Below are 23,864 nucleotides of genomic sequence, written 5' to 3' on the forward strand. Positions count from 1 at the left end.
TCTGGCGCATCATGACGCGTTTATGACCGGTATCAACCAGGCGTGCCTGTCCAGAGAATCTAATGCAACAGACTGAATTAAAAGCAGTATAATGCCTGCGCTTTACGCTCAGGCCATTGCTGGTCATTTTAACCAACCAGCCTTTCCACTCAGCTGATCTTATTTTCCTGTCAGATAAGATAACCAGGCACGTTGCCTGACTCTTTATTTAAATAAGAAGTTAATGTATGATGTAACTAAAATGCTGCCATCCGCTTTGGTCCCGGCAAGCGCGCTCTTAGCTCCACCAGCCAGCCCTGTTACACCGGGTTAATCTGGCCAGCGCTGATGTGGAAACAGTGATACCCGAATATTAAACAGATGGATTAAGGGCGCAACAGCCACACTCTCCTGCCGGGCGATCGGCTCCAGTCTTAGCAGCAACAGATCCAGCTCCTCCAGCAGATCCTGATGTGGCGCTAACTGCAGCGACTTCATCTTGCGCTTCAGGTATAGCGCCAGCTCGTGAAACATCTGACCACTATCAATCTGATGACTCTCCAGCACCTCACGATAACGTGCGTAGAAGTCATAACAGTTGGCGCCCAGCCAGGTTTCAGTAATCAGATAGCCCCCCACCACTATATCCGGCACCGGATCGAGCCTTTTACGCGGCAGAATGATATTCACCCGGTCAAGCATCCGCGCAATAAATTGCTGCCTTGACAGTAGCGTGGCGGAATTGCGCTCCACCACTTTAATAAACCCTAACAGATCGCGCAGTCCCCGTTGCACCGCTCTTCTGGCTATCCATGACGGCCGTTTGTTGCGAATCAACGCCGTCAGCACCACCGCAAACATAATCCCCACCATCGAGGAGATGGCCGCATTCAGCGTGACGATCAGATTCGGGACATAGTGATGGCTTAAGCCGATAAAACCGGGGATCTGAATGGCGACACTCAGCCCTACCAGATTGGTCGCCGGATTGGCAATGATCAGGCTCAGCAGCATCAGACCGGGCAGCAGTATGATCATCAGCGCCTGTAAGGTATTGGCCTGCGGGATCAGAAAAGCGATGTAGAACAGGCTGACCACCAACGCAATCATCACCCCTTTTACAAACAGTTTCATCGGCGTCACCGGGGAATCGACACCAGCAAAAAATGAACTGATGATCGCCGCCATCAATGGTGCGTTCGCCCCATCGGCCCAGCCGCTGCCGATCCAGAACAGGCTGGAAAGGAAGGTCGCCAGAAATGCCGTCAGCGCGGACAGGCGTAACAGTCCCTTGTCGATATGCCGGTGTTCCCGGATATTGCGGATCGCCGCCCCATCACCGTGGCTGTAGAGATCCCCGGCGCGCGCACTGACATTCTCATAAGCATCGGCAATGCGCACAAAGTTAGCCAGCCGCTCCAGCAGCCCAATCAGCAGCAGGCTCTCTTCGGTTGCCAGCCGCCCTGCCCGCCATTCGTGTTCCAGGGTTGTCTGACTGGCAGCAATCGCTTCACGCAGTCCGGCAATATCGTTAATCCGGTCGTGATGCAGCCACAACAGAAACTGCTGAAACACGTCGGTGACGCACGGTGGAAAACGAATATTCAGTTCGGCCAGCACACCCAGCCGTGACTCAATCGCCGTCAGTGTCGGCAGCAGATAAGTCAGATGCTGATACTGCACGCTGACCAGACGGATGACATTTCGCGCCGCTTCGCCCTCATAGACGCAGTGGGTGAGCAGCGTTTCAACATTCAACGGATAACCCGCCATGTGAATCAGGATATCTTCCCGCTCCAGCGATTTGTTCTTTGCCATTCCGCTGATGAGTTCATCACAGAGTTTGCGCGCGTTCTGAAACCAGAGATTAACGCTCTGCCCCAGCAGATGATGCATCGAAACCGGAAACACCAGCCGGTGAACCAGCGTGCTGCAAAGGATGCCCAGCGTAATCTCCTCAATACGTGAAACTACGGTGTTGATGATTGCCGACGGTGACTCCACGTCAGGAAAGCCCATAATCGCCGCGCTGTAGCCGGCCAGCATAAAGATATAGCTCTTGGGCGTGCGGTCATGCAGAGAGAGCCAGAGGCAAACCGTCACCCACAGCGATACGCCCAGGCTGAATAACACTGGCGACTGCACCGTTTCGGGGTAGATCAGCAGAATAAAGATGCCGCCCAGCAGCGTGCCCAGCAGGCGAAACAGCGATTTCGAGACGGTCGATGCTGCATAGAGTTGCGAGGTGACAAACACCGTGGTCAGCGCCCAGGCGGGTTTTTCGAAGTTAAGAATGAGCGCCACAGAGAGTGCGATAAACGCGGCAAGGGAGGTTTTGCAGGCAAACAAAACCGCGTTTTTGGTAAACCATTTCATCGAATGAGAGCAACCAGGAACTTTCTGAGGCGCGTATCCTGACAGAAGCGCCTGCGTTTTACTCTCAGTTAAATTTTACAAATTATTACCGGCCACATCAGGCCGGTTAATCCCCTGCTGACGCACCAGCGCACGGCGCTTATCCAGTAAAAAAGGGCGCAGATAGCCTGCCGTGTTCGAGAGCAAAATCACCTCTTCGGCAAGCTCAATCCTCAGCACGTCTGTCAGGTACGCTTTGCGCTGAGTCATTCGCTGCCAGAGATCGGGAAAACGACGCGCCAGCTCATCACGCAACGCCGCGTCCGCCAGACCAACCGTATCCTCGATACTGCAGCCGCCATAACCCGGCACCGACGGGATAATATCGATCTGCAGCAGCATACCGCTTTTCAGTGTTACGGCTGAATCGGGATAGATGGGCGAGCTTAGCCACTCTTCGTCAGCCACCAGATGCCCCGGATTAAGATGCCAGCCATACTGCGCTTTCGGCAGCACCGTTTCGATAAGCGAATAGAGTTCGCCGCCGGTGAGCCCGATCCGCAACTGCTCCAGCCAGCTGACCACCGCGTGATAATAGGGGATCGCCAGCCGGGTCAGCCAGTCAGAAACGTTACACTGTAACTCAGAAGCATCACTGACCACGTAAGCCGAGCGGCTGGTAAGCCCGCCTTTGTAGCCGGTGGTAAGAGAGAGCTTGTCGCCAGGCGCAATCTGTTTATCAGACGGATAGAGCCGGGCCTGGGCAAAACGATCGCCGGTCGCGGCAATCGTCACCACCGTGTTTGGCTGCCCTTCTGCGTTCAGACGTGAGCCTAAGTCCTTCTCTGTGACACCCGGCGCTACGCTATCCAGCGCAGCCAGCATTGCGGTTGAAGCAAGATTGGCCCCCGCCTCATAAAACGCCACTTCATCGGCACAGTTAACGCAGCGTGCACCGTTGTCAGGCGAGATAAACAATCCGGTGGCGTTTACCAGTTGGGCATCGCCGCCCGCTGCCTGTGCCGCCGCGGCATAAATGAAATGCGGCAGATCAAACCTCCCTTGCTGCCTGCCGGTAAATAACTTCCAGCCCACCAGCCCGGTGCGTTCTCCCGCCACAATCCCCGCCTCTGTTAACAGCTGAGCCAGGGGCTGCTCCCCACGCATGGGCTGGTTGGGCAGAGAAAAGACCGCCGCATGCAGACAGCGTCCCGGATTGCGGGCAAACGGCACCAGCTTGAGGTTCTCATTACCCATGATATAGGTGAGATCGCCCTGCTGAGTCACCACCAGCAGCGCCTCCTCGAAGCGCGGAATGAATCCCGCCAGATATTCAAAATTGCTGCCGTGCTCTTTGTCTGCATAGATAATCAGTTGCGCAATCTGCTGCTGCTGCATCCGCTCAATAATGGCGGCCAGACGGCGATGCAGTGTTTCATCAGACATCACAGGGCTGGCAGCACCGGGAAAGACAGGCGGTGACGGGATTGTTTCCAGGGCATAGCGATTGGCATCCATAACGCACTCCGGTGGCCAGATTGGCGGGGTTTGATTTCCGTTCCCAGGGTAAACCTGAGATTTACCCTGCAGGGTGCCACAATCACACAACTCACTCGTTGTGTGTTATCAAAAAGATGAACATTTCCCTGTAACGCTTTGCCTGCCTTGAGCAGGCTCTGTTATTCGTGATTTGCCGCTGCGTATATGGATAGCAGAAACCCGCGACGGAAAATGACCGAGATACCGGAACGTATACCTTGCTGGCAGGTGAATAATCAGACCCGGTTTGCAGTCAGGCGGTGAACAGAGACAACGGAGCCCGCGCTAAGCGGGCTCTCTATGTTATTTGATGGGCACGCCTGCATTCTCCAGCGCTTCCGCCTTTTCGGGATATAACGCCGAGGTTCCGGCATTCATAATCACTGCTCCACAGCGGATGCAGTGATCGCCCTTCACATCTGGCACAACGTCCTCCGGATTACCCGTATTAAGACTGACGTCGCGCGTGGCGTACACAAACGCCTCTCCTTCACATCCCGGACACTTCATACCCTGACTCTCCTGTTAAGCCTGACAGATAAGCATAGCCGACAGGCTTTTAGCCATACACAGGAGGAGAGGTTTTTCAGGATATTGCCAGCGCATAGCGCCATCACTCTTTGTGCCGCAACCGCTCCAGCATAATCAGTGAATGACTGAAAATGGCGTCGGCGATGTGCTGCGGGAAATCGGGCGGCAAGGCATCGCGCACCGAGACCACCGCCTGGGGAAAGGCCGTAACAAAGAAGTCGAAGATCTGCTGCAGGCTGTCACGATCAAAAATGACGCTTTTTGCCGTGGCGATAAAATGGCGCGGGAAGATTTTGTCGATCTCTGTCTTCTTCCCCTTCGTGGCACGCAGGCCCATTGCCAGTTTCAGCGCCCGCTTGTTCAGACCGGTGCCGCCCAGTACCGGGTAAGCGGAGATCACATCATAAAAGGGCGTCAGTCGATAACTGCCCCCGCGCTCAATAAACAGCGAGAAGTTCTTAGCGTGACCGTCAGTTGCGCCAATCAGCCACTGAAACACCTGGAACATCATAAAGCGATAGCGATCTTCAATGGCGTTGCTCGATCCCATCAGTACCTGCATGATCTCCGCAATGCCCGGCCCGCCATCCGACTCATATTTGGTTGAAGACGGCAGTCCCAGCGCCTGACAGAAATCCTCCTGCGGCAGGCGAATCAACCGGGTTTTATCGCGTGACCAGCGGCGGTCGAAACGTTCTACCGCCAGGGCGCGCATCTGTCCGGCACGGATAATCGTTGCCTGCGGTACGTCGATACCGAGTGCACGGGCCAGCGCCAGGCAGAGATACTCATTCTCCACACTTTCACGCATATCCAGCGTCGCGGCCGGCTGTTTAATCTCTCCGATCGGCAGCTTAATAATGTGCGAGGTGGGCGTGGCACCGGCAGGAATGCTCCAGCCTTCATCGGTCAGCAGCAGTGCGGTTTTCTCCTGCGCCCCCGCGACCGAGATACGGAAATCGGTCTCTTCACGCAGCATTCCCAGCGGGATATCTGACTGATAGGCCGACAGCACGCTTTCGAGCCGGGTTTCATCCAGCACCTCATAGCGGGCCTGCAGTGCGGGCAGTGGCATATCGGGCGGCAGCAGCATGGTTGCCCCAACGCTGTCACGTCCCACTTCCTGCAACAGATCAAACGGCTGACGGGATTTAATCTGGTAACGCGCCACAATTCTGTCACGAATCAATGGGCTATCCGGCAGCAGGTTATCGAAGAAGTTAATCACAGCGTGTGAGGTGATCGCCTTAACCTGCAACGGCATCGAAAGTGACAGCGGCCTGGAGAGCGGATTACTCAGCCAGCCGGTATCATACTGAAACTCATGAGCGCCGTTTCGCTGGCGGGTGAGTACGCCTACCCGCTCGCCGTTCATCCACGCAATCAGCCTTTGCATTACCACTCATCCTCATCATGCAGCTGAGGCGCACTGGCCTCCTCTTTCTCCTGAACGTCCAGACTCAGCTCCAGCGACTGTAACAGCTTAAACAGCGTTGCCAGCGAGGTGCTGTCAGGGGCATTTTCAAAGTGAGAGATGGTGGCCTGTTTCAGGCCGACCTTTTTCGCCAGCTCACTCTGGGTCCAGCCATTGCGCTGACGAATGAGCTTCAGCCGGTTTGCCAGCTGTAGCGGGCTGTATATCATGGGTGACTCCTTCTGCATTACAGGTTGTAAGCATAGCGCAGACGCATTATCCCTGACAGGGTATAAAATACACCTTATCCCTCGCAGAGGATAACATCTACTTTATACTCTATAGCGGATAATTACACAATTATCCTTTGCGAGGGATAAACAGGCATTACGATTAAAAGAGGACGAGGATGAGCACATTTACCCTTACCCATCAGGTCAACGACGACGATCGGGAAGAGTTGCTGGCAGGACTGGGGGCTTACAACCGGCAGTTCATCAGCCGCGATAACTGGGGACCACTGTCAGTTTCTCACAGGGACGAACAGGGACGAACAGGGAATGTTGCGCGGGGGAGTGATCGCCGCACGCAAAGGAAACTGGCTCTGTATCGATTATCTCTGGGTGGACGAAACGCTGCGTGGCAGTGGTCTGGGCAGCGCACTACTGGAAGCCGCAGAGCAGGAGGCGGGAAAGATGGGATGTCTCTATGCGCTGGTGGATACCTTTAGTTTTCAGGCCCTGCCGTTTTATCAGAAACAGGGTTATCAGCCACAGATGTCCCTGCCCGATTTTCCGCAAACCGGTATGCAGCGTCACTATCTGACCAAAACGCTACGGCCTGAGGCATCACGCTGACCGCAGCAAATCATCGTGACAGGGTCACATAATTATAAACCGGCAATGCGCCGCAGATCCGCTTCGGCACCCGGTGCCACGGCCAGTACCTGCGCGCCTTTAGTGATGCGATCGCCTTCGGTGTTAAACGGGTGGTACCAGCCGCCCGCCTCTTTCACCAGGCAGTAACCCGCCAGGCAATCCCAGGCGTGCATATAGGGTTCGTAGTAGCCCACGACCCGACCGGCGGCAACCCAGGCCAGCATCAGTGCGCCGGAACCAATGCGGATAAAATTACCGCCCGCCGACAGCAGCGCTGCCACAATCTCGCCTACCTGTTGCGGGCTGACATAGCTGTTGGCACCAAACCCGGTAACGTGGTTTTGCAGCGTGCGTGTGGGATCGACCTGCAGACGATGACCGTTGAGCGTCGCGCCCTGCCCCAGTGCCGCCACGTAGCACTCCTGATAGGTCGGCGCGAAAATCACCCCGATGACGGGTACATCGCCGCGCAGCACCGCGACGGAAACACACCAGCTCGGCATCCCATTGAGAAACGGGCTGGTGCCATCGATCGGATCAACCACCCAGGTGTAGTCAGACTCTCCCGCCTGCAGGCCCGACTCCTCCCCCAGAAAGCCATCATCGGGAAACGCATCCCGTATACGGCTGGCGATCAGCTGCTCCACTTCACGGTCGGCAATCGACACCACATCCTGCAAATCGTACTTGGTCTCCACCACCAGCGTCTCGCGACGGTTGAAGTAAGATAACGCCGTCGCACCACCTTCACGGGCAACGGCTTCCGCTAAAGCCAGACGCGCCATTATTTCATCATGCGATTCCATGCGAACTCCTTGAGTTAATCAGATTAGCGGGCAATCAGGGCAAGGCCCTGCGGCTTAAAGTTGACGCCGACTGTGGCGGCAAGCGGCAGACGCTGTTCCATCTGCGGATCGATAATGAACAGCGCGCCCAGATCGGTGGCGACTTCATATTCGATATGGTCACCCAGCCAGGTGCTGTGAATAATCTCCCCCTGAAGCGCACCCTGACCGTCGCCGGACAACGTAATAAACTGCGGTCGCACCGCCAGCTGAGCACTGCCGGTTTTTGCACCGGCACCTCGTACCCGGAAGCGCTGATTACCCAGGCGGACCAGCGCGTCATCCGCATCCGCCTCTTCCACTTCACAGGGCAGAATATTCGCCTCACCCATGAAGTCCGCGATAAAGACCGAATTGGGTGAATGGTAAAGCGTCTCCGGCGCACCCTGCTGGGCAATATCCCCCTCTTTCATGACAATAATCTTATCGGAGACCGCCAGCGCCTCCTCCTGGTCATGAGTCACATAAACCGCCGTAAACCCGAGCCGCTGCTGCAGATCGCGGATGTCAGTGCGCACCCGACGGCGCAGACGCTCATCAAGGTTCGACAGCGGCTCATCGAGCAGCAGCACCTGCGGTTCCAGCACCAGCGCGCGGGCGACCGCAATACGCTGCTGCTGTCCGCCAGAGAGCTCCGACGGCAGCCGCTGCCCCTGACTCTCCAGCCCCACCAGCTTCAGCCCCTCGTGTGCTCTGTCCTGCGCCTCACGTTTGTTCATCCCCGAGGAGAGCAGCCCGTAAAGGATGTTGTCGATGGCGTTCATATGGGGAAACAGCGCGTAGGACTGAAACACCATCGCCACGTCGCGCTCGTTGGCGGGCAGATGGGTGACATCTTTGCCGCCAATCAGAATTCGCCCCGCGGTGGGATGCTCCAGCCCGGCCAGCAGTCGCAGCGTGGTGGTCTTGCCGCAGCCGGACGGCCCGAGCAGCGTCACCAGCGTACCCGGCTCTACGGTGAGCGACAGATCCGGCACGGCAGTAAAACCGGCAAAACGCTTTGCGACATGTTCAAACACCACCGATCCGGCGTTAATGGTCGTCATACGGCTCTCTCCTGAGTCAGAGTGGATGCAGAGGGTGCGGCAATAATCACCGCCGGTTGGGTTGCACGACGCAGGCGACGTTCGCCCACCAGCAGCTGGAAGAGGCCAATGATCAGCAGCATCACCACTATCAATACCGAGGAGTAGGCAATCGCCACGCCATATTCACCGTTCTCCACCAGCCCGACAATGTACGAGGTCGCCATGTTGTACTGGGCGCTGACCAGGAAAATCACCGCGCTGATAGAGGTAATGGCCCGCACAAAGGCGTACACCAGCGCGGCGCTGATGGCCGGTTTCAGCAGCGGCAGCACCACTTTGCGCAGGGTACGGAAACTGTTTGCGCCCAGCGTCAGTGAGGCTTCATCCAGGCTTTTATCCAGCTGGCTCATCGCCGCAATACCGCCACGCACGCCGACCGGCATATTACGGAAGACAAAGCAGGCGATCAGGATCATCGCGGTACCGGTGATCTCCAGCGGCGGCAGGTTATACGCCATCACATAGCTCACACCAATCACCGTGCCAGGAATGGCAAAGCTCAGCATCAGCATGAATTCAAAGGTCTGACGACCGGCAAACTTCTGCCGCACAATCAGCCAGGCGGTCAGCAGGCCGACAATGGCCGTGAGCGGCGCGGCAATCAGGGCGATCTCCAGCGTGGTCCAGAAAGAGCTCCAGGCGACGCCGCGCCAGACCAGTTGCCCCTGATTAACGCTGACGCTAAAGGCGCGGATGTAGTGATCCAGCGTCAGGTTGTTATTCAGCCCCCAGGACTGCACAAAGCCGCCAATCATGATCATGCCGTAGATCACCAGGGTGAACAGACCCCAGGGTATCACCATGCCATAGACGCTGTAGCGCACCGGACGCGGCAGCATCACATGACGGCCGCCGTCGCCTTTGCCGGTGACAGTGGCGAAGCTTTTGCCGGAGAGCCAGACGCGCTGCACCAGAAAAGCGGCCAGGGTGAAGCCCAGCAGGATCATCGCCAGCACCGCCGCGCGACTCGGGTCGTTCTGAGCGCCGACCACGGAGAAGAAGATCTCCGTCGACAGCACGCCGTGACTCCCGCCCAGCACCATCGGGTTACCGAAATCGGCCATGCTTTCGATAAAGCTGATTAAGAAGGCGTTGGCCAGCCCCGGCGCCATCAGCGGCAGCGAGATGCGGGAGAAGGTGCGCCAGCGGCTGGCGCGCAGGGTCTGTGACGCCTCCTCCAGTGACGGACTGACGCCCTCGACCACGCCAATCAGCACGAGAAAGGCGATGGGGGTAAAGGAGAGCACCTGGGCAATCCAGATGCCGGTCATGCCATAGAGCCAGCGGCCCGGCTCGATGCCGAACAGTGTCGCCAGCGATTCGGTGACCACGCCGGAGCGGCCAAACAGCAGGATCAGCGCCAGACCGATGACAAACGGCGGCGTGATAATCGGCAGAATGGTCAGCATCCGCAGCGCTTTTTTACACGGCAGCGAGGTGCGCGTCGCCGCCAGTGCAAACGCCAGTCCCAGCAGCGTAGCGCCACTGGCCGTCATCAGCGCCAGTCCCAGCGTGCGCCAGGCGGTGCCGCAGGTGCCACCGGTAAAACAGCCGAGGCTCCAGATGGCGGGATCCTGCATATTGGCAATCAGTCCGTCCGGTCTGAAGCTGCCATCAATATCCTGCACCGAGGCGACAAACAGACTCAGCACCGGATAGAGCACAAAGGTCGTAACCAGCGCCACCAGCAGCACAATCGACGCCACCACAAAGGCATCGCCTTTCAGCACGCCGCGCTCCGCCAGAGCAAAGGCGAAAATCAGCAAAAATACGGTCAGCAACAGCAGCGCGCCCGCCCCCATCGCGGGTTGTCCCTGCGCCAGCGGGCCGGTGAGGTTCTCCAGCCACAACCAGTTCCAGCCACTGAAACCGATGGCATGCCCTTCCAGCACCAGAAACAGAATGCCGCAGGAGCTGAACAGCAGCAGCAACGTGCTGCGGGTGCGGCCCGGGGGCAGAAAGACGCTGGCAGCAGAGAGCAGCCACAGCGCCACGGCGATGCCCAGCCAGTTGCGTAACGCAAGCTGCCCCAGCGCAGGTGCATTGGTCTCATCCCCCCAGAAGCTGAACAGCCAGTCACCCGAGAAGAAGCCCTGCTCCAGGCTATACCAGGGCAGCAGCGTCAGCGCGATGGCGCCCGCCAGCAGCGCGCCGGTTAAGCGACGATTGTGCGCATTCATAAATCACCTCGATCAGGAAGCGGACACCAGGCTTACGCCACCGCGGTCTGGCACAGACCCGGCCCAGGTGGCCGGGGGCGCACCACCGTTATTGTGCGCTGGCACCAATCTCTTTATCCCAGCGGCCCAGCAGCGCTTTGCGTTTTGCTGAGTCACCATAGGTTTTAAAGTCATAATCGATCAGCCTGATGTTCTCGAAGCGCGGTGCATATTCAGAGATCGCCGCCTTGCGGTTAGAGGGCAGCTGGAACGATTTCGCCTCTTTCATATGCGACTGTGCTTCAGCGCTGAGCGCCCAGTCATACCAGGCTTTGGCATTGGCCAGGTTGCGTGCCCCTTTGATAATCGACATCGAACCAATTTCATAGCCGGTGCCTTCACAGGGCGCGACGGGCTTAATCGGGAAGCCATCCACTTCCATCGCGACGGCATCATGCATAAAGACAATGCCGATAGTGGTTTCACCGCGCGCGGCGGCTTTGACCGGTGCCGAGCCAGACTTGGTGTATTGCGAGATGTTGGCGTTGAGCTTCTTCAGGTAGTCAAAGGCTTTGTCCTCGCCCATGATTTGCACCAGCGTCGCCAGGGTGTTATAGGCCGTGCCGGAAGAGTTGGGATTGGCGATCTGAATCTCGCCTTTAAAGCCAGGGTCGAGCAAATCCGCCCAGCAGGCGGGCACTTTCTGCTTTTTCTCCGCCAGCAGTCTGGTGTTATAGCCCCAGCCCAGCGCACCGGCATAGACGCCCACGGTGCGATAACCGGAGATCTCTGCCACTTTTTGTGACCAGGGCTGCTGCTGATCGAGCAGTGGTGATTTATAGGCCTGGGTCAGCCCCTCTTCGGCGGCCTGCATATGCGGATCGCCGGTACCGGCCCACCAGATATCGGTGCGGGGATTGCGCGCCTCACTGCGGATACGGGCATAGGCTTCACCGGCAGAGAGCCGCACCATGCTGAGTTTAATATCGGGATGGGACTGGCTGAACAGCGTGGTCATCTGTTCGCACACCACCACATCGGCTGAGCAGATCATAGTAAGATTGCCCGCTGCCGAGGAAGCAAACGGCATCATAGGGCAGACGATTACAGCAGCGAGCAGAGAGGAATAACGCATGATGTTCTCCTGGGCTGGATGACGCAGACGCGCCAGCTTTTGCACATGTGTGCAAACATGTGTGCAGATTAGTACGGCGGCCCTGCTGCAGTGTCAATTCAGTTGTTAAGCAATTGTCAGTCGCTGTCACAAATTTGAAACCTTTCGCCCGTCTGTATTTTTTGCACAGCCTTGCAACTTCAGGCAAACTCAGTGCAGACAATGTCAGGCGAGGAGAGAACATGCAGCAGCTTAAGGCGGTGGTGAGTGCGCAGGATGTGGCTGACCGGGCGGGCGTCTCCCGCTCTGCGGTCTCCCGCACCTTTACACCGGGAGCCAGCGTGTCAGAGGCTACCCGCCAGCGGGTGATGAAAGCGGCGGAAGAACTGGGCTATCACGTCAATCATCTGGCGCGCGGCCTGGTGCGCAACCGCAGCGGCATCGTCTGCTTAATTGCCTCCGAGGTGGACACACCCTACCGTGCCAGCCTGGTGCGCTGGATGACCCAGTATCTGCAGGAAGCGGGAAAAGTGGCGATGCTGATTAACACTGACCGATCCGATGCGCGCGTTTCAGCCGCGCTGCAGCAGGCGATTAATTTTCGCGCCGACGCATCGATTATTCTCTCCGGCATGCCGGACAGCGGCATCACCCGGCTCTGCTACAAACATGGTCAGCATCTGGTGCTGATTAACCGCGACGAGTCCCTGCCCGGCACGCTCAGTATCAACCTCGACTCCCGTCCCGCCGCAGAAATGGCGGTTAACGCGTTTGTGCGGGCGGGATGCAGCCGCATCGCCTTTGTCAATTCGCTGGCGGGAACGCCGAGTCTGCTGAAGCGCGAAGCGGATTTTCTGGCCGCCGCGCAGAAAGTGGGCGTCACGGTTCAGGTGGAGCAGTTCGGCACCACCTCTTACGAAAGCGGCCAGATTCTGGCCCAGCGTCTGCTGACGCGTAAAGTTCGCCCTGACGCGGTTTACTGTGCCACCGACCTGCTCGCCTGCGGCTTTATGGATGAGGCGCGTCACCGCTTTACGCTGCGTATTCCGGACGATCTCTGCATCATCGGACACGATAATATCGCGCAGTCGGGCTGGGCCTCTTACAACCTCACGACCTTTGCGCAGCCGGTGGAGCAGTTCGCCCGCGACGCCATTGCCTGGCTGGTAGAAACGGAAGCGCAACCGGAGACACTGATGCCCAAAAATGAGCAGCAGCAGGAGCGCAGAATATATCCGGTGGATGTGGTCTGGCGGAGTTCGGTACGCGGCGGTTAACCACCTGGTTTTATTTTCTGCCGGTACATCATTACGCCTTAAAATAATCCACGACAGATTTTGCGCTTCGCTTTAAATAGCCCCTGCCCGTACTCAAAAATAATCGGCTACTGCAACACACAATGCCGATTTTCTGTCTACGCTTTATCTGCATTATTAAGTTCTTCTGGTTTTAACTGCTCAATGAATCAGCAGTCAGATGTGACAAACATCACATTTGTGCCAGGCTTAATGTCTCAGATAACTCTGTTCAAGGAGCATACAATGGCTACACCAACTAACAAGACGCTCGATCTGGATCAATTTCCTAAACCTCCTTTTGAGGACCAGCCACAACAGGCGCCAGGCCTGGCCAGCAAAATGATCCCGGTGCCCGATCACGGTGAAACCAGCTATCGCGGCACGGGCCGGCTGACCGGCCGTAAGGCGCTGATCACTGGCGGTGACTCTGGTATTGGCCGCGCGGTGGCTATCGCTTATGCCCGTGAAGGTGCAGACGTCGTAATCAACTACCTGCCGGAAGAACAGCCAGACGCCGATGAAGTGATTAAATTAATCGAAGCGGAAGGCCGTAAAGTTTTTGCTATTCCAGGCGACATTCGTTCTGAAGAATTCTGTCAGAAGCTGGTCAAAGAAGCCGCCGATAAATTAGGCGGCCTGGATATTCTGGTTAATAACGCCGGTCGTCAGCAATTTAATGAGTCCATCCGTACCCTGAGTACGGAAGATTTCGACGCGACTTTTAAAACCAACGTTTATGCGATGTTCTGGATCACCAAAGCGGCGCTGGAATATCTGCCACGCGGTGCGTCTATTATTAATACCTCGTCCGTACAGGCATTTAAACCCAGCGATATTCTGCTCGACTATGCGCAAACCAAAGCGGCCATTGTCGCCTTTACCAAATCACTGGCTAAACAGCTGGGTGGCGACGGTATCCGGGTTAATGCCGTTGCACCAGGGCCATACTGGACCGTGCTGCAGTCCAGCGGCGGACAGCCGATGGAGAAAGTGAAACAGTTTGGTGCCGACTCACCGATGGGCCGTCCGGGCCAGCCGGTTGAGATCGCCCCGCTCTACGTGACCCTGGCCTCAACCGAGAGCAGTTACTCCTCCGGGCAGGTCTGGTGTTCTGATGGCGGCACCGGTACGCTGTAATCTCACTCAGGTGGCCGCATAACGCGGCCCTTTTTTTGTCCCGCTTTTGCCCCGCTTAAGAACCCTCGCCACCGTGATATAAGGAAGCAGATTATGGAAAACCCGATCTTTCATTCGCCGGTCAGAAAAGAGGGCTTTGCAGATTTGGGTGATTATGCCGCCATTGGTGAAGGCCGTTCAGTCGCGCTGATTGCGCCGGACGGTTCAATTGACTGGTGGTGCGCGCCCAATCTCGATGCAAAGCCCCTGTTTGATCGCCTGCTTGATGCCGGACTCGGTGGCTACTTTCAGATTGTCCCGCGTGCGCCTTATCAGGTCTCACGCCACTACCGCGATAACAGCAACGTGCTGGAGACCCGCTTCGAGACAGACAGCGGCACCGTGCTGCTGACCGAATCAATTAACAGCACACTGGCAGGGCGTCTGCCGTGGTGCGAACTGGCGCGTCGCATAGAAGGCGTCAGCGGTGAAGTGGAATTAGCGATCACCCTGCGCTTCGGCACCGCTGCCGAAACCCGTTCACCGTGGGTGGCCGATAATGAGAAAGGCAAGGTGTTTCACATCGCGGAGATCATGGCGATGTTGCGCACCAGCGAAGATATTCAGATCACAGAGCTGGATGACGAGCAGGTCTGCGCCACGCTGCGCACCACTGCCGGTTCCCGCTCGCTCTGCGCACTGCTGATTACCGAGAAAGAGCCGCTGGCGGTGCCGCCGCTGGAGGCTATCGATCAGCGGATTGAAACCAGCCACACCGGCTGGACCAGCTGGGTGGAGAGCCTGAGTTATGAGGGCAGCTACCCGGCGCTGGTGAAGCGTTCTGCCCTGTCGCTGAAGTTTCTCTGGTACTCCCCGACCGGCGCGCTGGCGGCGGCTGCCACCACCTCCCTGCCTGAGGGGATCGGCGGCGAGAAAAATTATGATTACCGCTACGCCTGGGTGCGCGACGCCTGCCTGATTATTAAAGCCTTCGTCTATCTCGGGGCGCTGGAAGATTGTAAGGCGGCCTTTTCCTGGCTATCGCAGACCATCATGCGCCACGGCGTCAGGCTGCGCGCCTGCTATGCCCTGAATGGTGATGAAGTCCCCGCCGAGCGTTATCCGCCGCTGAGCGGCTATCAGAACTCACAGCCGGTGCGGGTCGGCAATAATGCCCGCGACCAGCTGCAGCTCAGTATGTATGGCGACATGCTGGTCACCGCCCAGCATTTTATTGAGGCGGGACACGTGCTGGATATCACCACCTCGCGCATGCTGGGCGAGCTGGCGAACTGCTGCGCCGATCACTGGCGGCAGAAAGATTGTGGCATCTGGGAACTGCCGGAGCTGCAACACTATACCCACTCCAAAATGGCCTGCTGGATGGCACTGGATCGGGCGGTGGCGCTGGCAGAAAGCCAGCATATCGAACCAACCTGGCTGGCGCGCTGGGAGCGGGAACGTGACCGTATCCGCGACTGGATTGAGTCGCACTGCTGGTCAGAACAGGCGCAAGCCTATCTCTTTTATGCTGGCAGTGACGATCGCCTCGACGCATCGCTGGCGCTGGTGCACGGCTACGGCAACGCGGTCAATCCGCAGCGGATGCTCTCAACCTACCGCGCTATCCGGCGAAAACTGGGTGACGGCAGTGCCATGCTCTACCGCTACAGCGGGGCCAGAGAGGAAGAGAGTACCTTTCTCGCCTGCGCCTTCTGGCTGGTGGAGGCCTGGGCAGAGATGGGTGAGCCTGACCAGGCAGAACAGGCGATGCAGGAGATTCTGGCTACGCTGAACGGCCACGGTAACGTCGATATTTTCAATGAGATGTATGACGTCCGCAGTCAGAGCTGGCGCGGCAATATGCCGCAGGGCCTGAGTCATCTGGCGCTGATCTGCGCGGCACAGGCGCTATCAGAATCGCAGGCACCGGCGTGATGTGAGATATTGCGGTGAGGAAAGTGGCAAATCCGCACCCTACTGCAGCCGGAAGCGCGGGTCGAAAAAAAATGGCTCTGCCACCACCTTACTGATGATGCCAGCCGCCGCCGGATGACGAGGATTAAACAGCGCATTCCATTCACCGGTCAGCGTGCTCGGCACCTTCAGCACCAGGCCATTATCCGCGCTCGCAAGCCAGTCGTCACCGATCTGCCGCGTGGAGGATGGCGCAGGATCGGCCTGCCAGTCAGCGGGCAACGCCTCCAGCGAGAGCTCGGTAATCAGCGATTCCGGGACGCTAATCGACAGCATTGAGTAGTCGTGTGACAGATCCTGAATGGTGAGATGAACCAGCGCCTCCAGTACACAGAGCGCCCGGCTTGATCCCATATAGACACAGACCGTTCCCACGGAATTCCAGCGCCCCCCGTAAGTGCGGGCACCAAAACCGTCAAAGGCGGTCATCGCATACTCACTCTTCACCAGGCGAAAGAAACGTACCGCCATCAGGTAATCACGCCATGCTCAAGCTGGCCAATCAGGTTAATTACCGCTTCTGCACCCGCCACCGTGGTGGTCATCTCCGCTGGTTTCTTACCGCCCAGCGCTTTGGCGGGCGTTTCCAGCCACTGCACCAGACGCTGCCTGTCGTCGCGGAACAGTTTGCTGGCGGCAGAGAGGACGCGGATCAGCATGTAGATTCGTCCGCTCTGATCGGGCGAAAAGGTCTGCTGCGGATCTTTGACTTTGCGGTTGTAAGTAGTGCGATCAATGCCCGCCAGACGGCACAGCCAGCCTTCGTCAAAGGTGGATAACGACGCCGTGCGTTTCAGCACCCCGCTGCTGAACCCGACCGCAATACGCTGGTGCGCATCAGGCAGTGTTTCCGGCAGATTCAGGGCATGCAGCAGCGTATTGTCGCGACGATGCTGAGCGGGTGTATAGATGGCGATAGACATGGCAGCCTCCTGTTCATTTGATTTTTATTTTAGCGCAAATGAACAAGCGGTGCCAGCTTTGCCCGGGCGCTGAGCAAGCATGATGTAGATTACTCGGGCTTCTCCTGCTGTAACGCCTGCAGAATCTGCCACGCCGCCTTTATACGCAGCGGATTCGGGTAATTCTTGTTGGCGAGTATCACGATGCCGCTGTTCCTCTCAGGAATAAAGGCGATATAGGCACCAAATCCATTGGTTGCACCGGTTTTATGCACCCAGCAGGCACTCTGCGACGGCCCGACCGGATTGAGCAGCGTCGCCGGGCGCGGTTGCAGCGCAACACCATTATCGCTGTCGCCCATCAGCGTGTCGGCAGTAACCGGCCAGTCGTAGATCTCCCAGCCTAGTCCCTGAAACAGCGTGCCGACTTTGAAGTAGCGCGCCTGCGCGGTGCGAATGGCATTACGCAGCACGGCATTCCCCGAAGAGAGGCGGTTAGGATCCACATTCGCCTGCATAAAGGTGAGCATGTCACGCGCGGTGGATTTAACGCCGTAGGCTTCTGCATCCAGCATGCCGGGTGAGACCCGTACCGGCTGGCCATTTTTATAGCCCCAGGCGTAGTCCAGCATCATCGAGGGCGGCACGGTGATATAAGTGCGCGTCAGACGCAGTGGCTGAAACACATTTCGCACCATCGCCTGCTCATAATCGCCCTTCACCATCAGCGAACCAAACAGACCGATGCTGGCGTTAGAGTACTGCCGGAGCGTGCCGGGCGCTGCTTCTGGCTGCCATTCCTGATAGAAACGCAGCAGCGAAGCCTGATCGGTGACGTTATCCGGCAACTGTAAAGGCAGGCCGCCCGCGGTATAGGTCGCCAGATGCAGCATCCGCACCGGACGCCACTGCTCACCGGTCAGCTGCGGCCAGTACTTCTGTACCGGATCGTTAAGGCGTATTTCGCCGTTGCGGATCATGATCCCGGCCAGGGTGCCGGTGAAGGTTTTGCTCACTGAGCCCAGCTCAAACAGCGTGTTTTCCGTGACCCGGCGGCGTGATTCGAGATCGGCCACGCCGAAGTTCACAAACTGCGCCCGGCCTTTGTAAAGCACCGCCACTGACATGCCGGGGATCGCCTGCTGCTCCATCAGCGGTTCGATCGCGGCTTTAACCAGAGAAGTAACCTGCTGTGAAGAGAGATCGGCGGCGACACAGCTGGCAGAGAAAGACAATAACGCAAGGTAAAACAAAGACTTTTTCATTGGCAACTAAAGGATTCTTCACTGAATTAAATTATTTACACTGGTCGGCACAGGCCTGCACACACATCTGAGCCTGAGTACTGCAGGCACCACTGTCCCGGGTGTTGCAGTGGGATTGCTCTGTGTAGCAATTGGTCTGACAGGCAGAGAGGTCGCAACGGGCTGCAGCGGGCGTCAGCTGTACCAGGGGCGCGCGGGCCGGAAAAAGCGGTGCGGGCTGAGCGAAGGCGCTGCTGCCCAGTAACCCGGACAGCAGCAGACTGATGATCATTTTCATAAGAGTTCTCCAGTGGGACGCTGCACTAAGTATGGCCAGTCTGGCGCGCGCCGTCAGAGAAATCTAATCAAATTGAGACCACAGGGGGATGTTGAGTGACATTAATCACGCCACGGCTGTAGATATCGTTGAGCCGGGCAATGTAACGCTGGGTGTCATGCTGCTCTTTGATGCGCAGAATTGCCGCCTCACCTTTCTCCTGCAGCATCTCAGGACGTTCGATGATAGCAAGCAGCGTCGATTTCAGCCCCTCCACCAGCGACAGACGCAGCTGCGCTTTCTGCTCTGGCGAGGAAATAGTGTATTCCCTGTCGGCGTTCAGCGAACTCTCAATCACCCAGCCTGCGCTGGCGGGATTGATCTCGGGCAATGCACGCACATTACTGGTGATCACCGGACAACCATTTGCCTGCATCTCCAGCACCGAGAACCCGTAGGTCTCCTGCCAGGTCGGTAACAGTCCGGCATCGCTCTGACGAAACAGCTGCATCAGTGCACTGTTGTCCATCTGCGAATGATGCGTGAAGCAACGATAGCGTTTGATACGGTTCTCAATGTCGCGACAGAAAGCCTCATCATCCTGGAACTGGCGGTGAGCCACGTTACGACGCTTGGTGAGATCGCCAATCAGCTGCACATCCAGCTGCGATTCTTCCAGTTTGCGCTCTTCAATCAGCTCGCTGATCGCCAGCACCACTTCAGCCCCGCCTTTGCGATAGAACTCGTTACCGGCAAAAATCAGCTTCAGAATACCGGACTGACGCGGCGCTTTCTGCTCGACAAACAGTTTTTGTGGCGGATGCAACACCAGAGTTTTACGGCGGATTTGCTGGGCAATATCCGGCCTGAACAGTTTCATCTGAATGTTCAGGGTGGCATCGGAGATGGCAATCAGCCCCAGGCAGTTATCTTTTAACAGATGAGGGATCAGGCGTTTCAGCTCGGGATTATCCTGCTTCGCAACGCCGGCCACCGGCAACACTCGCGGCAGCTCCGTTTCAAACGACGCGACCCATTTCTGATGGGTTATCGCGACTTCATTGAACAGATGCAGGATGTCAGCCCGCGATGCCCCTGAAAAAGGCACAGGCTGAAAGACAAATGTTTTGTTTTTTTTGAGCAATCGGGTTCGTAGCGGATTAATAAAATAGAACAGATTGCCTTTTTTCAGATTGATATATTCGTTATCCGGATTAACTAAAATATTACGTTGCTCCGGATACTGGTTATTCGTGATTCCTATTTTCATGTTCACCTTCCAGAATCCTTGTGTCCGGAGTGATCTATATCACGCGATCGCGCCTGGCGTGTCTGAGCAATATCCTAAAAGCCCATTCTGGCGCGCCCTCCCCAGCTTTTCTTATGATTGCGCACGGTAATAAAACAGTCAGAGTTGTGTCTGGTTATGAATTTTCATTTTTTATTAACAGTTGTGTTTATCTGTGTCAGGCTAACTCTTTCCTGAATATACCGATTATTTTCAGGGGAATATTCGCGCCAGTTGTTATGTAAATGTTTAACTATTTATCAGAAAATTTAGCGTAGCGGGTCAGTGATTTAGTTAAAAACTTTTAAAGTAATAAACAGGGTGTTGGTAAGCCGTGTTCGACGAGTGCCATTGACTGAAGAGTTTGACTGATACAGCGTGACGATAGTGAAACAAATGATGCAGCCCGGTCATGGCTGCACGCTTCCGGGCCGCGTTTTTGCCCCATTTAAGTGCGCCAGCTAAAAAGTAAAACCTGCACCCTGCGTTTTCATGCTCGCATTAACCCGATGTTTCTGATGAATATTATAAGGACATAATCAACAAAAACCTTTCTGGTACAAAAGTTGCAGGAAGTGACGTATGCAGACAGGAGAGCATTATGAAAGCAATCGTGATTGGTGGCGGTATTGGCGGTATGAGCAGCGCCATTGCGCTGGAGAAATCCGGAATTGACGTGGAAGTCTATGAAGCGGTAAAGGAGATGAAGCCGGTCGGCGCGGCGATTTCCATCTGGCCCAACGGGGTTAAATGCCTGAATGCGCTGGGCATGAAATCCGCGCTGCGTAAGCTGGGCGGTAACATGGCTTATATGGCCTATCACGACGGTGCCACTGGTGCCCCCCTGACCCGCTTCAGCATGGAGCCGATGGTGAAACAGGTTGGCGAATATCCCTGTCCGGTGGCACGGGCGGAACTGCAGGCGATGCTGATTGACACTTTCGGACGTGAACGAGTGCAATTTGGTAAGCGGGTGATTCAGGTCGAACAGACCGGCAGTGGCGTGATTGCCACCTTTTCCGACAACACTCAGGCCAGCGGGGATTTCCTGATTGCCGCCGATGGCACCCATTCGGTGATCCGCGAGTATGTACTGGAGCAGAAGCTGGAACGACGTTACGCCGGTTACGTTAACTGGAATGGCCTGGTCACTATAGATGAGAGGATTGCGCCCGCCGATCAGTGGACCACCTTTGTCGGTGACGGCAAGCGGGTGTCACTGATGCCGGTCAGCGGCAATCGTTTCTACTTTTTCTTTGATGTGCCGCTGCAGAAGGGACTGCCGCAGGATCGCAGCACGGTGAAAGCGGACTTAACCGGCTATTTCCAGGGCTGGGCAGAGCCGGTACAGCAGCTGATCGCGGCAATCCATCCTGACACCACCAATCGGGTTGAGATCCACGACATCGAACCTTTTAGCCGCTTTGTTAAAGGGCGCGTGGCCCTGCTGGGCGATGCTGCCCATAGCACCACGCCCGATATCGGCCAGGGCGGCTGCGCGGCGATGGAAGATGCCGTGGTACTGGCCCAGACGCTGGCTTCTCATTCACTGGGTATTGAAGATGCACTGCTGCGCTATCAGTCGCGACGGGTTGAACGGGTAAAAGATCTGGTGCTGAAAGCGCGCAAACGCTGTGACGTCACCCATGCGCGCGATCCGGCGATCACGGCAGAATGGTATGACTCTCTGAAAAGCGAAACCGGTGAACGGGTGCTGGCCGGAATGTGCGAAACCATTGAAGGTGGCCCGCTGGGTTAATCCAAAAAAAGAGGGCTGCCAGCATGACAGCCCTTTTGATTATGACTCCGCCAGACCACGATTTTTCAGCATTGGCTCCAGCTGCGGAGGCCCGCCCCGCCAGCTTTCATACAGTGTTTTGAGATCGCTGCTGTTCCCCCGCGACAGAATTTTCTGTCGGAAGAGGTCGCCGTTCTCACGCGTCAGTCCGCCCTGTTCCGCAAACCACTGGTAGCCATCGTCGGCGAGCATCTGCGTCCAGATATAGGCGTAATAACCTGCGGCATAGCCACCGCCCCAGATGTGCTGGAAATAGCTGGAACGATAACGCGGCGGCACCGCCGTCAGGGCCAGATTATCGCTCTGTAACGCCTGCTGCTCGAATCCCTCCACGCTTTGCGGCGCGGAATCATGGTTCAGGCTGTGCCAGTGCAGATCCAGCAGCGCGGCAGCCAGCAGCTCGCTCATCTCATAGCCTTTGTTGAACGTGGCGGCCCGGACGATTTTTTCATGCAGCTCAGCGGGCATCAGCGCCTGAGTCTGATAGTGGCGGGCGTAGTTGCGGAACACCGCTGGCTCGCTGGCCCAGTGCTCGTTGATCTGCGAAGGAAACTCAACGAAATCGCGCGGGGTTTCCGTTCCCGACAGGCTCGGATAGCGCTGACTGGCAAACAGACCGTGCAGCGTGTGACCAAACTCGTGAAACATCGTAATGACGTCGTCCCAGCTCAGCAGCGCCGGCTCACCGGCTGGCGGTTTGGTGTAGTTACAGACGTTGTAAATCACCGGTTTGCTGTCGAGCAGCGTGGACTGGTTGACGAAGTTGCTCATCCAGGCACCGCCGCCTTTGCTGTCGCGCTTAAAGAAGTCGGTGTAAAACAGCGCCAGCGGGGTCTCATCGGCGTCAAAAATTTCATAGACCTGGACGTCGGGATGGTAAACCGGCAGATCCTGTCGCGGCGTGAAACGGATGCCATAGAGCTGCGTCGCCGCCCAGAACACCCCATTCTGCAGCACCGAATTCAGTTCAAAGTAGGGCTTAATCTGGCTCTCATCCAGATCGTAACGGGCACGCCGCACCTGTTCGGCATAAAAACGCCAGTCCCAGGCCTGCAGGGTAAAATCGCCCTGCTGCTGGTCGATGGTCTGCTGGATAGCCGCCGCTTCACGCTCCGCACGACCGCGTGCGGCAGGCACGATGTTGTGCATAAACGCCAGCGCCGCCTTAGGCGTTTTGGCCATCTGATCCTGTAACTTCCACTCGGCATAGCTGGCAAATCCCAGCAGCCGCGCCTGCTCGGCCCTGACCTGCGCCAGACGTAATACCAGCTCGCGGGTGTCGTTCTCATCGCCTTTTTCAGTGCGCGTGACGCCCGCCTTAAACAGCGCTTCCCGGGTTGCGCGATCGGCCAGGCTTTGTAGTGCGGGTTGCTGGGTGGTGTTTTGCAGCACCAGCAGCCAGCGTTTTTCCAGTCCACGTGCCTGCGCTTCCGCCTGCGCCACCGCCAGATCGGCGGGTGACAGTCCCGCCAGTTTCTGCAGATCATCGACGACCAGCGCGCCCGCTTTAGTAGCGGCCAGCAGTCTGTTGGTGAAGCGGGTACCGAGGCGGGCCGCTTCCTGATTCAGTGTCTTAAGCTGCTGTTTCTGCGCTTCCGGCAGATTGGCCCCCGCCAGTTGAAAGCGCTGCCAGATCACCTCGACCAGCCGTTTTGATTCGGCATCCAGTTTAGCGCGCTGCAAATAGACCGCATCGAGCCGCGAAAACAGCGGGCGGTTAAGCATGATGTCGTCATTGAGCGCGGTGAGCTGAGGCGCAATCTCCTCATCTACCTGCTGCAGATACGGGCTGGTATGCGCCGAGGTCATGGCACTGAACACCAGATTCACCCGGTTGAGCAGTTGTCCGCTCCTCTCCAGCGCCTCATAAGTGTTGAAAAAGCTGGGCGCCTCGCTGTTCAGTGCGATCGCCTCGATCTCCTGACGCTTCTCCTCAATGCCCGCCTGCAGCGCGGGCAGGAAATCCTGCTCCTCAATCTGGTCAAAAGGAGGGGTCTGGTAAGGCAGTGTGCTGACGCTAAAGAAGGGATTCTGACGGGCGTTCATGGTTCGCTCCTGGTGG

Annotated in this window: 19 protein-coding genes and 1 pseudogene; 5 read left to right on the forward strand and 15 right to left on the reverse strand. The window is 57.0% G+C overall.

Features of this window, described 5'->3' with window-relative positions; genetic code table 11:
* Positions 1–309: 309 nt before the first annotated feature.
* From AC0T7J_RS01725 to hipB, 5 genes are all read right to left on the reverse strand, one after another.
* Positions 310–2,355 carry an FUSC family protein gene (locus AC0T7J_RS01725; protein WP_473791712.1) on the reverse strand — a complete coding sequence of 682 codons (2,046 nt, stop codon included), beginning with the start codon at positions 2,353–2,355 and terminating at the stop codon, positions 310–312.
* A gap of 75 nt (positions 2,356–2,430) precedes the next feature.
* Positions 2,431–3,852, reverse strand: a complete 1,422-nt coding sequence (locus AC0T7J_RS01730; RefSeq protein ID WP_473791714.1) for a M24 family metallopeptidase — start codon at positions 3,850–3,852, stop codon at positions 2,431–2,433.
* A 324-nt stretch (positions 3,853–4,176) separates the two neighbouring features.
* The gene (locus AC0T7J_RS01735) at positions 4,177–4,383 is read right to left on the reverse strand and encodes a type II toxin-antitoxin system MqsA family antitoxin (RefSeq protein ID WP_473791716.1); all 207 of its coding nucleotides are present in this window, start codon (positions 4,381–4,383) and stop codon (positions 4,177–4,179) included.
* A gap of 103 nt (positions 4,384–4,486) precedes the next feature.
* The gene (locus tag AC0T7J_RS01740; RefSeq protein ID WP_473791718.1) at positions 4,487–5,800 is read right to left on the reverse strand and encodes a type II toxin-antitoxin system HipA family toxin; all 1,314 of its coding nucleotides are present in this window, start codon (positions 5,798–5,800) and stop codon (positions 4,487–4,489) included.
* The gene (hipB, locus tag AC0T7J_RS01745) at positions 5,800–6,048 is read right to left on the reverse strand and encodes a type II toxin-antitoxin system antitoxin HipB (protein ID WP_473791720.1); all 249 of its coding nucleotides are present in this window, start codon (positions 6,046–6,048) and stop codon (positions 5,800–5,802) included. Before hipB ends, AC0T7J_RS01740 begins: the two co-directional genes overlap by 1 nt.
* A 179-nt stretch (positions 6,049–6,227) precedes the next feature.
* On the opposite strand from hipB, the pseudogene AC0T7J_RS01750 reads away from it, so the two are divergent.
* A pseudogene (locus AC0T7J_RS01750) lies at positions 6,228–6,675 on the forward strand (GNAT family N-acetyltransferase).
* Positions 6,676–6,707: 32 nt separating this feature from the next.
* Here the strand turns inward: AC0T7J_RS01750 and AC0T7J_RS01755 are convergent.
* From AC0T7J_RS01755 to AC0T7J_RS01770, 4 genes are all read right to left on the reverse strand, one after another.
* Entirely contained in the window at positions 6,708–7,502 is a 795-nt protein-coding gene (locus AC0T7J_RS01755) for an inositol monophosphatase family protein (protein WP_033757665.1), read from the reverse strand.
* A gap of 23 nt (positions 7,503–7,525) precedes the next feature.
* Complete coding sequence (locus AC0T7J_RS01760; protein ID WP_473791722.1) at positions 7,526–8,587, reverse strand: ABC transporter ATP-binding protein; 1,062 nt, start codon at positions 8,585–8,587, stop codon at positions 7,526–7,528.
* Positions 8,584–10,809 carry an ABC transporter permease gene (locus tag AC0T7J_RS01765; RefSeq protein ID WP_473791724.1) on the reverse strand — a complete coding sequence of 742 codons (2,226 nt, stop codon included), beginning with the start codon at positions 10,807–10,809 and terminating at the stop codon, positions 8,584–8,586. The genes AC0T7J_RS01760 and AC0T7J_RS01765 overlap by 4 nt, the downstream gene beginning before the upstream one ends.
* Positions 10,810–10,897: 88 nt before the next feature.
* Complete coding sequence (locus AC0T7J_RS01770) at positions 10,898–11,923, reverse strand: ABC transporter substrate-binding protein (protein WP_473791725.1); 1,026 nt, start codon at positions 11,921–11,923, stop codon at positions 10,898–10,900.
* A 221-nt stretch (positions 11,924–12,144) separates the two neighbouring features.
* Here AC0T7J_RS01770 and AC0T7J_RS01775 point away from each other — a divergent pair, with 221 nt between their 5' ends.
* The 3 genes from AC0T7J_RS01775 to AC0T7J_RS01785 all read left to right on the forward strand — a co-directional run bounded on the left by AC0T7J_RS01775 (position 12,145) and on the right by AC0T7J_RS01785 (position 16,254).
* Entirely contained in the window at positions 12,145–13,179 is a 1,035-nt protein-coding gene (locus tag AC0T7J_RS01775; protein WP_473791727.1) for a LacI family DNA-binding transcriptional regulator, read from the forward strand.
* 264 nt (positions 13,180–13,443) lie between these two features.
* Positions 13,444–14,337 (forward strand): SDR family oxidoreductase, encoded by an 894-nt coding sequence (locus tag AC0T7J_RS01780; RefSeq protein WP_473791728.1) that lies wholly within the window; start codon positions 13,444–13,446, stop codon positions 14,335–14,337.
* Positions 14,338–14,430: 93 nt separating this feature from the next.
* Complete coding sequence (locus AC0T7J_RS01785) at positions 14,431–16,254, forward strand: glycoside hydrolase family 15 protein (protein WP_473791730.1); 1,824 nt, start codon at positions 14,431–14,433, stop codon at positions 16,252–16,254.
* A gap of 39 nt (positions 16,255–16,293) precedes the next feature.
* Here the strand turns inward: AC0T7J_RS01785 and AC0T7J_RS01790 are convergent, their stop codons facing one another.
* The 5 genes from AC0T7J_RS01790 to AC0T7J_RS01810 all read right to left on the reverse strand — a co-directional run bounded on the left by AC0T7J_RS01790 (position 16,294) and on the right by AC0T7J_RS01810 (position 19,986).
* Positions 16,294–16,764: an RES family NAD+ phosphorylase gene (locus tag AC0T7J_RS01790; RefSeq protein WP_473791732.1), complete on the reverse strand. Its 471-nt coding sequence runs from the start codon at positions 16,762–16,764 to the stop codon at positions 16,294–16,296.
* Positions 16,764–17,216: a type II RES/Xre toxin-antitoxin system antitoxin gene (parS, locus tag AC0T7J_RS01795; RefSeq protein WP_473791734.1), complete on the reverse strand. Its 453-nt coding sequence runs from the start codon at positions 17,214–17,216 to the stop codon at positions 16,764–16,766. The genes AC0T7J_RS01790 and parS overlap by 1 nt, the downstream gene beginning before the upstream one ends.
* Positions 17,217–17,305: 89 nt before the next feature.
* Complete coding sequence (gene ampC / locus AC0T7J_RS01800) at positions 17,306–18,460, reverse strand: class C beta-lactamase (RefSeq protein WP_473791736.1); 1,155 nt, start codon at positions 18,458–18,460, stop codon at positions 17,306–17,308.
* A gap of 31 nt (positions 18,461–18,491) precedes the next feature.
* Positions 18,492–18,737: a hypothetical protein gene (locus AC0T7J_RS01805; protein WP_473791738.1), complete on the reverse strand. Its 246-nt coding sequence runs from the start codon at positions 18,735–18,737 to the stop codon at positions 18,492–18,494.
* Positions 18,738–18,804: 67 nt separating this feature from the next.
* Complete coding sequence (locus tag AC0T7J_RS01810; RefSeq protein ID WP_473791740.1) at positions 18,805–19,986, reverse strand: glycosyltransferase family 4 protein; 1,182 nt, start codon at positions 19,984–19,986, stop codon at positions 18,805–18,807.
* A gap of 619 nt (positions 19,987–20,605) precedes the next feature.
* Between AC0T7J_RS01810 and hpxO the strand changes: the two genes are divergently transcribed.
* Positions 20,606–21,763: an FAD-dependent urate hydroxylase HpxO gene (gene hpxO, locus AC0T7J_RS01815; RefSeq protein WP_473791742.1), complete on the forward strand. Its 1,158-nt coding sequence runs from the start codon at positions 20,606–20,608 to the stop codon at positions 21,761–21,763.
* A gap of 39 nt (positions 21,764–21,802) precedes the next feature.
* On the opposite strand, the gene dcp is transcribed toward hpxO, so the two are convergent.
* On the reverse strand, positions 21,803–23,848 hold the full coding sequence (gene dcp / locus AC0T7J_RS01820) for a peptidyl-dipeptidase Dcp (RefSeq protein WP_473791744.1): 2,046 nt from the start codon (positions 23,846–23,848) through the stop codon (positions 21,803–21,805).
* Between the last annotated feature and the right edge of the window lie 16 nt (positions 23,849–23,864).

The sequence above is a fragment of the Pantoea sp. E956-1 genome (assembly GCF_982223955.1).

Excerpts from the sequence above, each read along its gene's own strand:
- AC0T7J_RS01725 (WP_473791712.1), bottom strand. The coding sequence starts at position 2,355 with ATGAAATGGTTTACCAAAAACGCGGTTTTGTTTGCCTGCAAAACCTCC.
- AC0T7J_RS01730 (WP_473791714.1), bottom strand. The coding sequence starts at position 3,852 with ATGGATGCCAATCGCTATGCCCTGGAAACAATCCCGTCACCGCCTGTC.
- AC0T7J_RS01735 (WP_473791716.1), bottom strand. The coding sequence starts at position 4,383 with ATGAAGTGTCCGGGATGTGAAGGAGAGGCGTTTGTGTACGCCACGCGC.
- AC0T7J_RS01740 (WP_473791718.1), bottom strand. The coding sequence starts at position 5,800 with ATGCAAAGGCTGATTGCGTGGATGAACGGCGAGCGGGTAGGCGTACTC.
- hipB (WP_473791720.1), bottom strand. The coding sequence starts at position 6,048 with ATGATATACAGCCCGCTACAGCTGGCAAACCGGCTGAAGCTCATTCGT.
- AC0T7J_RS01755 (WP_033757665.1), bottom strand. The coding sequence starts at position 7,502 with ATGGAATCGCATGATGAAATAATGGCGCGTCTGGCTTTAGCGGAAGCC.
- AC0T7J_RS01760 (WP_473791722.1), bottom strand. The coding sequence starts at position 8,587 with ATGACGACCATTAACGCCGGATCGGTGGTGTTTGAACATGTCGCAAAG.
- AC0T7J_RS01765 (WP_473791724.1), bottom strand. The coding sequence starts at position 10,809 with ATGAATGCGCACAATCGTCGCTTAACCGGCGCGCTGCTGGCGGGCGCC.
- AC0T7J_RS01770 (WP_473791725.1), bottom strand. The coding sequence starts at position 11,923 with ATGCGTTATTCCTCTCTGCTCGCTGCTGTAATCGTCTGCCCTATGATG.
- AC0T7J_RS01775 (WP_473791727.1), top strand. The coding sequence starts at position 12,145 with ATGCAGCAGCTTAAGGCGGTGGTGAGTGCGCAGGATGTGGCTGACCGG.
- AC0T7J_RS01780 (WP_473791728.1), top strand. The coding sequence starts at position 13,444 with ATGGCTACACCAACTAACAAGACGCTCGATCTGGATCAATTTCCTAAA.
- AC0T7J_RS01785 (WP_473791730.1), top strand. The coding sequence starts at position 14,431 with ATGGAAAACCCGATCTTTCATTCGCCGGTCAGAAAAGAGGGCTTTGCA.
- AC0T7J_RS01790 (WP_473791732.1), bottom strand. The coding sequence starts at position 16,764 with ATGGCGGTACGTTTCTTTCGCCTGGTGAAGAGTGAGTATGCGATGACC.
- parS (WP_473791734.1), bottom strand. The coding sequence starts at position 17,216 with ATGTCTATCGCCATCTATACACCCGCTCAGCATCGTCGCGACAATACG.
- ampC (WP_473791736.1), bottom strand. The coding sequence starts at position 18,460 with ATGAAAAAGTCTTTGTTTTACCTTGCGTTATTGTCTTTCTCTGCCAGC.
- AC0T7J_RS01805 (WP_473791738.1), bottom strand. The coding sequence starts at position 18,737 with ATGAAAATGATCATCAGTCTGCTGCTGTCCGGGTTACTGGGCAGCAGC.
- AC0T7J_RS01810 (WP_473791740.1), bottom strand. The coding sequence starts at position 19,986 with ATGAAAATAGGAATCACGAATAACCAGTATCCGGAGCAACGTAATATT.
- hpxO (WP_473791742.1), top strand. The coding sequence starts at position 20,606 with ATGAAAGCAATCGTGATTGGTGGCGGTATTGGCGGTATGAGCAGCGCC.
- dcp (WP_473791744.1), bottom strand. The coding sequence starts at position 23,848 with ATGAACGCCCGTCAGAATCCCTTCTTTAGCGTCAGCACACTGCCTTAC.